At 43.4% G+C, this 11,210-nt stretch carries 14 protein-coding genes; 4 read left to right on the top strand and 10 right to left on the bottom strand.

The window, feature by feature from the left end; translation table 11 throughout:
* Nucleotides 1-312 precede the first annotated feature (312 nt).
* The 4 genes from BLQ81_RS21400 to BLQ81_RS21385 form a co-directional block, all read right to left on the bottom strand.
* A complete protein-coding gene (locus tag BLQ81_RS21400; RefSeq protein ID WP_092735056.1) occupies nucleotides 313-591 on the bottom strand; it encodes a HEPN domain-containing protein in 279 nt (92 codons plus the stop codon).
* A gap of 56 nt (nucleotides 592-647) precedes the next feature.
* A complete protein-coding gene (locus tag BLQ81_RS21395) occupies nucleotides 648-830 on the bottom strand; it encodes a hypothetical protein (protein WP_092735053.1) in 183 nt (60 codons plus the stop codon).
* A gap of 122 nt (nucleotides 831-952) precedes the next feature.
* Complete coding sequence (locus BLQ81_RS21390) at nucleotides 953-2,476, bottom strand: P-loop NTPase family protein (protein WP_092735050.1); 1,524 nt, start codon at nucleotides 2,474-2,476, stop codon at nucleotides 953-955.
* 2 nt (nucleotides 2,477-2,478) lie between these two features.
* Nucleotides 2,479-3,579 (bottom strand): vWA domain-containing protein, encoded by a 1,101-nt coding sequence (locus BLQ81_RS21385; RefSeq protein WP_092735047.1) that lies wholly within the window; start codon nucleotides 3,577-3,579, stop codon nucleotides 2,479-2,481.
* A 145-nt stretch (nucleotides 3,580-3,724) separates the two neighbouring features.
* Between BLQ81_RS21385 and BLQ81_RS21380 the strand changes: the two genes are divergently transcribed.
* A complete protein-coding gene (locus tag BLQ81_RS21380) occupies nucleotides 3,725-3,955 on the top strand; it encodes a hypothetical protein (protein ID WP_092735062.1) in 231 nt (76 codons plus the stop codon).
* Here BLQ81_RS21380 and BLQ81_RS21375 read toward each other — a convergent pair whose 3' ends face one another.
* Both BLQ81_RS21375 and BLQ81_RS21370 read right to left on the bottom strand, forming a co-directional pair.
* On the bottom strand, nucleotides 3,956-4,366 hold the full coding sequence (locus tag BLQ81_RS21375) for a type II toxin-antitoxin system VapC family toxin (protein WP_092735044.1): 411 nt from the start codon (nucleotides 4,364-4,366) through the stop codon (nucleotides 3,956-3,958).
* On the bottom strand, nucleotides 4,359-4,616 hold the full coding sequence (locus BLQ81_RS21370) for a DUF6364 family protein (protein WP_092735041.1): 258 nt from the start codon (nucleotides 4,614-4,616) through the stop codon (nucleotides 4,359-4,361). Before BLQ81_RS21370 ends, BLQ81_RS21375 begins: the two co-directional genes overlap by 8 nt.
* 91 nt (nucleotides 4,617-4,707) lie before the next feature.
* Between BLQ81_RS21370 and queG the strand changes: the two genes are divergently transcribed.
* Complete coding sequence (gene queG, locus BLQ81_RS21365) at nucleotides 4,708-5,649, top strand: tRNA epoxyqueuosine(34) reductase QueG (protein ID WP_092735038.1); 942 nt, start codon at nucleotides 4,708-4,710, stop codon at nucleotides 5,647-5,649.
* Here queG and nadC read toward each other — a convergent pair.
* Together nadC and BLQ81_RS21355 are read right to left on the bottom strand one after the other, a co-directional pair.
* Entirely contained in the window at nucleotides 5,635-6,492 is an 858-nt protein-coding gene (gene nadC, locus BLQ81_RS21360) for a carboxylating nicotinate-nucleotide diphosphorylase (protein ID WP_092735035.1), read from the bottom strand. The two genes, queG and nadC, sit on opposite strands and share 15 nt — an antisense overlap.
* A gap of 42 nt (nucleotides 6,493-6,534) precedes the next feature.
* On the bottom strand, nucleotides 6,535-6,930 hold the full coding sequence (locus tag BLQ81_RS21355; RefSeq protein ID WP_217636699.1) for a DUF4783 domain-containing protein: 396 nt from the start codon (nucleotides 6,928-6,930) through the stop codon (nucleotides 6,535-6,537).
* A 136-nt stretch (nucleotides 6,931-7,066) separates the two neighbouring features.
* On the opposite strand from BLQ81_RS21355, the gene gpmI reads away from it, so the two are divergent.
* Nucleotides 7,067-8,593 carry a 2,3-bisphosphoglycerate-independent phosphoglycerate mutase gene (gene gpmI / locus BLQ81_RS21350; RefSeq protein ID WP_092735029.1) on the top strand — a complete coding sequence of 509 codons (1,527 nt, stop codon included), beginning with the start codon at nucleotides 7,067-7,069 and terminating at the stop codon, nucleotides 8,591-8,593.
* Nucleotides 8,590-9,147: a hypothetical protein gene (locus tag BLQ81_RS21345; RefSeq protein WP_092735026.1), complete on the top strand. Its 558-nt coding sequence runs from the start codon at nucleotides 8,590-8,592 to the stop codon at nucleotides 9,145-9,147. Before gpmI ends, BLQ81_RS21345 begins: the two co-directional genes overlap by 4 nt.
* A 65-nt stretch (nucleotides 9,148-9,212) precedes the next feature.
* On the opposite strand, the gene BLQ81_RS21340 is transcribed toward BLQ81_RS21345, so the two are convergent.
* The gene (locus BLQ81_RS21340; RefSeq protein ID WP_092735024.1) at nucleotides 9,213-10,889 is read right to left on the bottom strand and encodes an amidase; all 1,677 of its coding nucleotides are present in this window, start codon (nucleotides 10,887-10,889) and stop codon (nucleotides 9,213-9,215) included.
* A gap of 140 nt (nucleotides 10,890-11,029) precedes the next feature.
* The coding region (locus tag BLQ81_RS22440) for a hypothetical protein (RefSeq protein ID WP_175454318.1) at nucleotides 11,030-11,210 on the bottom strand (181 nt) is incomplete at its 5' end.

The following is an 11,210-nucleotide window of genomic DNA, read 5'->3' as shown; positions in this document are numbered from 1 at the left end:
GAGTTCAACTGACGGAATTTACATTAATAGCGTCAGTGAATATTTTAGTTAATGTTAAACGTCTTTGATTTTTTACCAAGAAACAATGGGAAATTTATCCCTCAAAATACCAAATCCCTGTTCCCAAAACCCAAGGAATTTTACGCCTACTGGTAAAGGCGGATTTTGCCAATCTTGTCAAAAGGAAGTTGTTGATTTTTTGAATAACAACTCATCCAGTCGCTGTGGTATTTATGTTCCTTCCCAGTTAGAATTCAAGGAAATATCAAAAAAGAGAGTCCAAAAATCATGGATTTGGGAATTATCGGAATTTTAGGCTTGGTATTTCATTAACACACCAAAAAACTCCAGTGTTTGATCCTTAAGTATAAGCTTTGATTTTTCAGAAAGATAAATCAGGTTATGGGACTTTGGTGCCAATCGTCTAGTAATCTTGACAACGTGTGCTTTTAATGCTTTTTCTATGACTAAATGACAAAAGAATAATCCATGTAAATCCCTACTCTTTTCAATAAAGATACTTGCAACGTCGAGATCTTCAGTAGCTCCGTTGATCCAATATTTTACCTGATTTTCAACATTAATCTCCATAGGTATTTCCAGAAAAATTCACTTACTCCATAACCCAAACACCTCACATTTTATTATTAAAGTATCCTGCCTCCTTTGATTCGTTTCATTAATTCGTTTTGCGAAATGAATTTCCCCGTTTTAAAATCAATTTCAGCCTCTGACATGCTATTTTCCAATTCTTTCATAGACATCGGCTCGAGAGAGATTTGATAGCTTTCAACTGTAATCTTTTTTCTGATCTCGTCTAATTGATCCAAGATTTCCGTGTCATTTATGCTTGCGCGCCAAGTGATTAAAACGATTTTTTTTCTCTGCAGTATTCATGTTCTTGAAATTTTAGAATTCAATTTAACAAAAAATAGAGGCTTTCGCCCCTTTCTTAATTGTCATCTTCGTCTTCGAAATCTTCCTCTCCCGGTCCCATATCAAACATGGAGCTAAACAGGTCCTTAAACTGAAGTCCGGTATCCAATAATTTTTTGCTCAATTGGGAGTACTCAGCCAGTCCGTGAAGCGCAAACTCCATAAAGAACTCCTTTTCTTTTTCCGGCAGGTTCTTTACCAGTTGTGTGACTACTTCTTCCAATCCTGGTACTGAATGAAGTAGGCTTTTATATTCCTTGTCAGGCTGGGAGGCCAGGATGTCCAGCACATTTCCTTCCCCAAACCATGCTAGTGGAAGCACATAAGGATTACCGCTTTTGTCTTTCTTCTTTTGTTCAGGAGACGGGAAATAATTCACGAACTGCGTGCGGATAGCTTTTCCAATCAAATTGTAAGCGACCAATCCCGCACCTTCCTGCTCACCTTCGTAGACCAATTCCACTTTTCCGGTAATGGCTGGAATCACACCGATCAGATCAGCAATCCGCACCATGGTATTGGATTCTCCGTTCATGTAGAGCCTTCGCTCAGCTGCGGAAATCAGGTTTTCGTAGGCAGAAATTGTCAACCGCGCTGAAACACCGCTCTTTTCATCAACCAATTCTGAACCTCTTGCCTCGATCGCAATTTGCTCGATGAGGTCCTTCATCAGTTCTGGTACATGGATGTTTTCTACAGGTTTTCCTTTCAGATTGGCTTCTTGAGCGGTGATCCGGCGGCCGATCTCGATGGATTTTGGATAGTGTGTGATGATTTGGCTTTCGATCCGGTCTTTTAGTGGCGTCACGATACTGCCACGGTTGGTATAATCTTCCGGATTGGCAGTAAAAACAAACTGGATGTCCAAAGGTAACCTCAACTTGAAGCCACGAATCTGAATGTCTCCTTCCTGTAGAATATTAAACAGAGCGACTTGGATTCTTGCCTGCAAATCGGGCAATTCATTGATCACGAAGATCGAACGATGCGATCTTGGGACAAGTCCATAATGGATCACGCGTTCGTCGTTGTAGCTGAGCTTCATGGTAGCAGCTTTGATTGGATCCACGTCACCGATCAGATCGGCAACGGATACATCCGGCGTGGCGAGCTTTTCGGTATATCGATCCTCACGATGCCACCAGATGATCGGGGTATCGTCTCCTTTTTCTTCTATCAAATTCTTCGCAAAAGTGGAAAGCGGTTGCAGTGGATCATCATTCAATTCGGAGCCAAAAACCACCGGAACATACTCGTCCAGCAGGTGTGTCATCATTCGGGCAATCCGCGTTTTTGCCTGACCACGAAGACCGAGTAGATTGATATTGTGACGGGAAAGTATCGCCCGCTCAATATCCGGAATCACGGTGTCCTCGTATCCCCAGATGCCTTCGAAGACATTCTCTTTTCGCTTGATTTTCAGAATGAGATTATCACGCAGTTCTTCTTTGATGGATTTTGGAGTGTATCCTGAAGCTTTGAGCTGTCCGAGGGTTTTGATTTGTAGGAGTTGGTGTCCGGTTAGTTTTTGGTAGTCCATGCTTAGAAGCGTTTGGTTCGGTTTCGTCTGTAATCTTCAAAAATTAAATCTCCAAGTCCTTTGAGGCTGGAATAATAGGCATTTCCGTTGTTGACTTTGGTGAATTCCTTCACGAACTCTTTCAGGTAAGGGTCAGAAGCAATCATGAAAGTTGTCACGGGAATTTTCAGCTTTCGACATTGAGCGGCCAGTTTCAGCGTTTCGGCCAAGATTTTACTGTCAATCCCAAAAGCATTTTTGTAATATTTGATCCCGACTTTCAGGCAGGTGGGTTTGCCATCAGTGATCATAAATATCTGCTTGTTTGGATTTTTTCTTCTTCGCAGCAAATCCATGGCAAGCTCCAACCCGGCAACGGTATTGGTGTGGTAAGGTCCCACTTGCAGGTAAGGCAAATCCTTGATTTCGATCTGCCAGGCATCATTTCCAAAGACGATGATGTCAAGCGTGTCTTTAGGATATCGGGTTTTGATCAGTTCGGCTAAAGCCATTGCTACCTTTTTTGCAGGAGTAATCCGATCTTCCCCGTATAGAATCATGGAGTGCGAAATGTCGATCATCAGTACCGTGGAGGTCTGTGATTTCACTTCATTTTCCATCACTTCCAAATCATTCTCGGTGAGCAGGTAATCACCTGAAAACCCGTGATTGGCCTGTGCATTCCGCAGGGAATCGGTCAGGGCAATTTGATCAAGATTGTCTCCGAATTCAAAGGCACGGCGATCCGTCCCCCGTTCGTCTCCAGTACCGGAGTGGGTGGTTTTGTGCTGACCGGATTTGCCACGCTTGAGTTTGCCGAAGATTTCCTCCAGCGCATTTTTTCGAATGTTTTGTTCAGCCTTTCCGGTGATCTTGAATTCCCCTTTTTGATTTTCTTCGGTGAGGTAGCCTTTGGATTTGAGGTCATCGATGAAGTCTCCAATTCCGTAATTCGGATTGGTCATATTGTAGCGCTTGTCCAGATTGGTCAGCCAGCTGAGTGCCTCTGCGACATCTCCACCTGTCATGGTGGCGAGTTGTAGAAAAATGTTAAGTAGATTCTCGAAGGTGTTTTTCTCCGGATCATTTGGAGGAATATATTGGGTAAAGCGGAAGCCTTTCATGTGTAGACGCTAGATGTTAGACACAAGACACAAGATTTATTTAGCTGGTATCGTGTATCAAGAAATAAAATACCTGGATTTGTTGAAGGTTTAACAAAGGGATGGGCTAGTGAGTTTAGTATTCCGAATAAATTACATGGAAAAGATGAAAAACTATCTTTCTGCAGTAGGTATTGTGACTGGAGTTTTAATCCTGTTTGTTACGCTGATTCAGTTGAATTTGGGGCTACCATTGATTTGGACCATCTTTTTGGTGGGACCTTTTCTGATTCTATGGATGGTGTGGGCAGTTTTGGCGGCTCCCGTGGAGGTCAGGGAAACTTTTGAGGAGCAGTGGTACCAGGATCTGAAGGATATGAGAAGACAGCAGGATTGATTAATTGGCAAAAAATTCCTTTGGTGAAATAACGGGGATTTCATCAGCATATTTGAAGTCCTTTTTATCCCGTGTAATTAAAAAATCACACCTGTTCACCAAAGCAGTATAGTATTGTAGTGCATCTTCTTTATCTTTAAAGTTGGAATTTAACGACTTATAGATCACCTCCTTGCCCGCTGATAGTATGTCACAAACTGTTATAAATTCACTCAACGTAAATTCAGAATATTCCAGTTTGTACACATTGAAGGCCAAATAATATAGATTACCCAAACTGCTTTCAGCTATTTGAAGTCTAGCCAAACCGTTAGAATGTAAATTCAAAAACAATTTGGCATCCTCATAAAAGGGTTCTCTTTTTCCAAGGAGATCTAGGATCACATTGGTATCCAAGAATATTTTAACCATACTTTTCTTTCAAATATTTAGTCAGTGCTATTTTATCGGACTCTTGCGGGGCTTTTGACGGCTCCATTTCCTCTAATCTTATTAATAGTCTTTTAGCTGCAAGCTGTGATTCAGGGGATTGGATGGAAAGGTCTTCCTTTTCAAATATATCTTCAATCATCCTAGAAAGAGAAATTCCCTGACTTGACGCTTTCCTCTTGGCTTTTTCTACAACTTCTTTTTTGATAGTCAATGTAAGTTTAGTCTTCATGATTGCACGTGTTTAAATGAAATATACGTGTCTTTTTCGAAATGTTTTCCATTTCCGGTTTAAAATGATTTAAGCTACTTTTCGAATCCCTATGACTCCAGCCGATAAACACGCCTCAATCCTCAAATCCACCGCCAAGCGACTGGGCTTTGATTTTTGTGGGATTGCCAAGGCGGAGCTTTTGGAGTCGGAGGCGCCGAGATTAGAAGATTGGTTGAATCGGAATTACCATGGGAAAATGGGCTATTTGGCCAACCATTTTGACAAAAGATTGGACCCCACCAAACTCGTTGAAGGTGCTAAAACGGTCGTCTCGCTGATCTATAATTATTACCCTGAAAAGCAACTTCCGCATCAATCCGAGGACATCAAACTGGCAAAATACGCCTATGGGGAAGATTACCATGATGTGATTCGGGCCAGGCTCACCGAGTTTTTGGAAGTGCTTCGGGAAGAAATCGGGGAAATAGGGGGTCGATTCTTTGTCGATTCGGCACCTATCATGGAGCGACAATGGGCCCAGAAAGCAGGTTTGGGTTGGATCGGGAAAAACAGCCTGCTCCTTAATCGGGAAATGGGAAGTTTTTTCTTTTTGGCCGAGCTGATCATCGATCTCGAAGCGACTCCGGACGCGCCGCTGGCAAAAGACTACTGCGGAACCTGCACAGCTTGTATCGATGCCTGTCCGACCGATGCGATTGTGCAGCCCGGAGTGGTGGACGGGTCTCGTTGTATTTCCTATTTGACGATTGAGTTGAAAGAAGCAATTCCCGATGAATTTGCCGGAAAAATGGAAAACTGGGCTTTCGGATGTGATATCTGTCAGGATGTATGTCCTTGGAATCGCTTTTCCCGACCGAATCGAGAACCTGCTTTTCAGCCCGATGCTGAGTTGGCCAATTTTTCAAACAAGGAATGGATCGAAATGACGGAGGAAACCTTCAAGCGGGTATTTTCTAAGTCCGCAGTTAAGAGAACAAAATTTGTTGGATTGAAACGAAATGTGGATTTTTTAGTCTCAAATAGCTTTTAAGCTGATATCCAGGCTACTTACCGAGTGAGTTAAAGCACCCATGGATATGTAATCTACTCCGCATTCAGCGACCTTGGCAAGTGTTTCCTCTGTGATTCCGCCTGAGGCTTCGGTTGAATATTTTCCGTCAATCATCCGAACTGCTTCCCGCATGGTGTCATAATCCATATTATCCAGCATGATGTAATCCACTCCACCTACTTCTAGGACTTGACGGACTTCATCCAAGTTACGGGTTTCTATTTCTATTTTCAGATTCAAACTGTGGTCAGAAAGATACGATCTCGTCCGCTCGATGGCTGATCTAATTCCACCAGCAAAGTCCACGTGATTGTCTTTGAGCATCACCATATCATAAAGCGCAAAGCGGTGATTGACCCCACCGCCTATGAGTACGGCCCACTTTTCCATCAGTCGAAAGTTGGGTGTGGTCTTACGGGTATCCATCAACTTTGCTTTGGTATGAGAAATCAGTTGACTCAGTCGGTGTGTTTTGGTGGCGATGGCACTCATTCGCTGCATGCAGTTGAGTACAAGCCGCTCAGCGGATAAAATGGAAGCTGAAGGTCCAGAAACCGTAAGGCCAATATCCCCTACTTTTACAGGGTCTCCGTCTTTTTTGAAAAACTCCACTTCCAGCCTAGGATCTACGGCTTTGAATATCTCTTCGGCAAGTTCAACTCCTGCAAGAATACCATCATCTTTGATCAGGAGTTTGGCCTTGCCTGTTTTTCCTGCAGGAATGGAAGCCAAAGAGGAATAATCCCCGGGGCCAATATCCTCAAGGAGTGCAGATTGAATGAATTTTTGGATAGATTCCGTAGTCAGATAAGCAGGCTTCATGCCTCAAAAATAGCCAAAACTACCAGCTTGAGCCTTTTGAAATTAGCTTTTTACAAAATCCAAGCTATAAATCCGAAAACCGGATCCGTTTTGGGAAACTTTGATAAAAACCTTAAACATTCCCTGGTTACTTGAGTACTCGCCGATGTAGGTACTGAGACTTCCCGGATTTTCGTTTTGAAAAATGAGGGAAAAGCCAAGGGACTGATTTTTCTTGAAAAAGTCTCTCAGGACGATCTCTGCCTGGTTTTTAGAGTAATCCCCTTGTTGACCATTTACATTCATAGAGATGCTGGAGTCAAAAAAGCGGGCCAATTCGCTGCTTGATCCACTTCCGATAGCGGATACGATGGGGTCTATGGATTTGTCCGTATTCATCACTGAATCAGGTGAAAAGAACCATAGAAAAGCAGAAAGGATAAGACTTAGCACTTGCATCATCCTAGTTTGGCAAAATCCAAGCCAAAAAAAGAGATGCAAGGCTCATTTTTAAGAATAGAAAAAACAGGAAGACAAGTGGTGTCAGAAAAGATTTTGGGGGGATCTTTGGGTTGAAAAGTAATATATTTGCCCCATGGACAAAAAAGTTTTATTGATGATTTTGGACGGGTGGGGCATTGCTACCAATCCTGCAGTTTCTGCAATTGACAAGGCAAAAACACCTTTTGTAGATAGTCTTTACACCAGATATCCCCATGCTAAATTAGAGGCTTCGGGTCTTGCAGTAGGTCTTCCCAAGGGACAAATGGGTAATTCCGAAGTAGGACACATGAATATTGGCGCAGGCAGAGTTGTCTATCAAGATCTTGTCAAAGTAAATCTTGCCGTAGAAAACGGCGAACTTAATACCCACCCCGTTTTGGCTGCTGCCTTCTCAAAAACCAAGGCCGCCGGAAAGAAGGCCCATTTCATGGGATTGGTTTCGGACGGCGGAGTTCATGCACATATCAATCATTTGAAAGGCCTTTGTGATGCGGCCAAATTCAATGGAATGAACCAGGTTTTTATCCATGCCTTCACAGATGGGCGTGATACGGATCCAAGGGGAGGAATCCACTACTTGGCAGATTTACAAGATCACTTGAAGGGTTCCGTGGGCCAAATAGCCTCAGTAGTCGGAAGATATTATGCCATGGATCGCGACAATCGCTGGGAACGAGTCAAACTTGCCTATGACGCGATGGTCAGAGGGGAAGGCGAAAAATCAAAAGATATTCTTGCTGCTGTAAAAAAATCATATGATAACAACGTGACTGATGAGTTTATCCGTCCGATTATTCATATAGGAGCAAATAACAAACCCTTGGCTACCATAGAAGAAGGTGATTTGGTGATCTGTTTCAATTTCCGTACCGATCGTGGCCGCGAAATCACGCAAGTGCTGACGCAGAAGGATTTTGAGGATTTCAATATGAAAAAGCTTCAGTTGGATTACATCACCTTCACGCATTATGATCATACTTTTGTCGGAGTAGAGGTGCTTTTTGAAAAAGATAACCTAAACAATACCATCGGGGAAGTCCTCGAGCGGGCGGGTAAAAAGCAGATCCGTATTGCAGAGACAGAAAAATATCCCCATGTTACTTTTTTCTTTTCCGGAGGAAGAGAAACTGAGTTTCATGGAGAAAGCAGGATTCTCTGTCCATCACCAAAGGTCGCAACCTATGATCTGAAGCCCGAAATGAGTGCGTTTGAGATTGCGTCCAAGATCAATTCCGAGCTCAAAAGAAAAAGCGCAGACTTTATTTGCCTCAACTTTGCAAATGCGGATATGGTCGGTCATACCGGCGATTTTGACGCAGCAGTCAAAGCATGCGAAGCAGTGGATACCTGCGCGCAAAGCGTAGTAACTACAGCTTTGGAAAATGACTATACCATAATCGTCATCGCAGACCACGGTAATTCGGATATGATGATCAATGAGGACGGCTCTCCCAATACCGCACATACCACTAACCTCGTTCCCTTCATTTTGGTGGACGGCAAAGAACAAATTGCAGTTAAAGACGGAAAACTCGGTGATTTGGCCCCAACAATATTGAAATTGATGGGTGTGGAAATTCCTGAAGAAATGACCGGTGAAATCCTTTTGGCATTATGAAATTCAGAATCTTTCCGGCAATTGTTCTGCTGATTTGGATTGCTACTTCCTGTAATTCCGGCGGAAAAGGGAAGAAAATGGAAAAGCTTCCCTACTTTAATTTGAGTGGGTTTTTGGATGTGGAACTTGCCAAGCTGGATGGTGATTTGGTCACAAAAACTTCCAGAGTAAACGGGAAAGAGAAAACCGTGGATACCACCTTTACTTTGGACCAATGGAAAGCAGAATTTGCAGCCTTTTATCTGGCTGATATCAATTCGCCTTCATTGGCACTTTCCTATTCCACGGATACGAATTTTGACTATTTGACGCATAAGTTATTGCCTGAGGCTAAAGGAAAGGTCAAAGAGATAAAAATCAAGTATGTGAATAATTATCCTTCTTCCATAACATTTAGAATGGCTGATAAAAATCTCTTTTTCTCTTCTGCTACGCACGGTGAATTCCATATGAACTTGGCCTCAAACAAGCTAAATCATTATTCTATTGAAACGACGCAAAAAGTATGGTTTTTGAAACCTACCAACATAAAAGTCGCCGGTATAGTGAGGTAGTCGCTTTGCAATAAAAAAAAGGCCTGCGATTTTTTCTTAAGTCGCAGGCCTTTTTTTGAAAAATTCTATTTGTCAAACATCGGCGGGCGTTTCGCCTGCCAATCTGTATTTTCCTGAATTAACCGGCCCAGCATAATGAGTTTTTCTTCTTCGAAGAGATTGGCCAGGAGGGTGATGGATGTGGGGCTTCCATTTTCAGCAAATCCATTTGGCATGCACAAGGCAGGATGACCTGTTAGGTTGGTGATTTGCAGTTGCTGTCCGGCAAAAGACGGCGTGACGATCACATCGTAATCTTTCATCAGTTCGTGCATTTCTGCAATCAAGAGGTTTCGTTGCCGGCTCATCTGCACGTATTCTACGGCAGGGATCAGTCGGGCTGCACGAAAGATATTTGGCCAGGAATTTCTTGCCTGTGCGACCAGTTGATCGTCCAGATCAAGTCGGGTCAATTCATCAAATGCTGCGGCACCTTCGACCACTAGCATATTCAAGATCGGACCGGGATTCATGCTGGTTTTAAGCTCCAATGGATGAAGTTCAATTCCCTGATTTTTGAGCACTTCAATAACCGTCTGATCATTTTTGCTTGCTCGTTCTCCTTCAAAGAAGGCTTTGAAATAGCCAATTTTGAGTTTTTTGACATCATTTTTAGCAGAGTAATTGAAGGCAGCCGGAATCGTAGAAGCGTCTTTTTCATCCCTGCCATTGATCAGGGCGAGTACGATGGCATTGTCCAAGACCGATCTTGAGATTGGCCCAATCTTGTCCATCGACCAGCTCAAAGCCATGGCACCATGCTTACTTACCCGCCCATAAGTGGGCCGAAGTCCAGTCACACCATTTCTTGTGGATGGGGAAACGATCGATCCCAAGGTCTCCGTACCGATGGCAAAAGGCACCAAACCTGCACTGACAGCCGAGGCCGAACCCGCGGAAGATCCGCTTGAACCCTGACTTAAATTCCATGGGTTTTTGGTGACTCCGCCGTACCAGATATCACCCATTGCCAATGCACCGAGGGTAAATTTGCCTACCAAAACTCCTCCTGCTTCATTCAATTTTTCAACAACAGTTGCTGTTTCATCAAAGGATTGGTCTTTGTAAGGATTGGCTCCCCAAGTTGTTTTAGTCCCTTTGACCGACAGCAGATCCTTGATGCCATAAGGTATTCCATGCAGGGGACCACGATATTTACCGGAAGCAAGCTCTTGATCCATTTCCCGGGCTTTTTGTAATGCCGGTTCTTCTAGCAAGGTGATCAAACACTGAAGCGTATCAGCATAGGTTTTGATTCGATCCAAGTAGATTTTGGTTAGGCGTTCAGAGCTTATTTGTTTGTTTTTAATCAGCACCGCCAATTGATTCAGTGGCAAATAGGCAATGTCATTGTCCTTTTCAGGCAATGTAACAGTTGCGGGAAAACCCCATTCATAAGGTTTTTGTAGTTGACTCGGGAAAAAGCCCCGTGGTAGCGGATTGAAGATCAATGCCGGCGCCACGGAGTTTTCCAGTTTTGTCTTTCGAAGAATTTCAAAATTATTTCGCTGCGTATTTAGTGCTGCGATCATGCTGTCTTTTTCTGGAGGGGAAAAAGACAGACCGATTAAATCCGCAGCAGCATCGATTGAAATAGGGGTGATTTCACCGGCTTTTCTGCCAAGAGTAAAGCCAACAGCTAAAAAAGCCACGGCGACTAAAAAAAGAAAAGGTTGTGAGCGAGAGCGGTTTTTTCGATCCATTGGATAGTTTTGTGTAAATAGGGTCTGCTTAGAAAATAAAAAAGGGATGATTTAGAGATATTGAGCTAGGTTTTTTGGAATTTAATGTGATTCAAGTGCAAGGAACTATGCAAAAGACCCCTAAAAGGCATGCACCCCGGTTAGCCTACACCAGCCAAAGCCAGCTTTCGTTCACCGGATTTGAGACCCCGTTCTACAATGGGTTGGACCCCTCCAACCGCTGGGTGGTGCTCAGCGCCCAGATTCCCTGGGACGAGCTGGTAAATCTGTTCAACAAACGTAATCCTGCCAAATCGACGGGAAGGCCAGCGCTGAACCCAA

Source organism: Algoriphagus alkaliphilus, assembly GCF_900103735.1.
GTDB classification, from domain to species: Bacteria; Bacteroidota; Bacteroidia; order Cytophagales; family Cyclobacteriaceae; genus Algoriphagus; species Algoriphagus alkaliphilus.
The sequence above is the reverse complement of the archived record's forward strand: the minus strand, read 5'-3'. Positions and strand labels throughout refer to the sequence as shown.

What these genes read in the sequence shown, in the direction of transcription:
- BLQ81_RS21400 (WP_092735056.1), bottom strand. Translation starts at nt 591, where the DNA reads ATGGAGATTAATGTTGAAAATCAGGTAAAATATTGGATCAACGGAGCT.
- BLQ81_RS21390 (WP_092735050.1), bottom strand. Translation starts at nt 2,476, where the DNA reads ATGGACTACCAAAAACTAACCGGACACCAACTCCTACAAATCAAAACC.
- BLQ81_RS21385 (WP_092735047.1), bottom strand. Translation starts at nt 3,579, where the DNA reads ATGAAAGGCTTCCGCTTTACCCAATATATTCCTCCAAATGATCCGGAG.
- BLQ81_RS21380 (WP_092735062.1), top strand. Translation starts at nt 3,725, where the DNA reads ATGAAAAACTATCTTTCTGCAGTAGGTATTGTGACTGGAGTTTTAATC.
- BLQ81_RS21375 (WP_092735044.1), bottom strand. Translation starts at nt 4,366, where the DNA reads ATGGTTAAAATATTCTTGGATACCAATGTGATCCTAGATCTCCTTGGA.
- BLQ81_RS21370 (WP_092735041.1), bottom strand. Translation starts at nt 4,616, where the DNA reads ATGAAGACTAAACTTACATTGACTATCAAAAAAGAAGTTGTAGAAAAA.
- queG (WP_092735038.1), top strand. Translation starts at nt 4,708, where the DNA reads ATGACTCCAGCCGATAAACACGCCTCAATCCTCAAATCCACCGCCAAG.
- nadC (WP_092735035.1), bottom strand. Translation starts at nt 6,492, where the DNA reads ATGAAGCCTGCTTATCTGACTACGGAATCTATCCAAAAATTCATTCAA.
- BLQ81_RS21355 (WP_217636699.1), bottom strand. Translation starts at nt 6,930, where the DNA reads ATGCAAGTGCTAAGTCTTATCCTTTCTGCTTTTCTATGGTTCTTTTCA.
- gpmI (WP_092735029.1), top strand. Translation starts at nt 7,067, where the DNA reads ATGGACAAAAAAGTTTTATTGATGATTTTGGACGGGTGGGGCATTGCT.
- BLQ81_RS21345 (WP_092735026.1), top strand. Translation starts at nt 8,590, where the DNA reads ATGAAATTCAGAATCTTTCCGGCAATTGTTCTGCTGATTTGGATTGCT.
- BLQ81_RS21340 (WP_092735024.1), bottom strand. Translation starts at nt 10,889, where the DNA reads ATGGATCGAAAAAACCGCTCTCGCTCACAACCTTTTCTTTTTTTAGTC.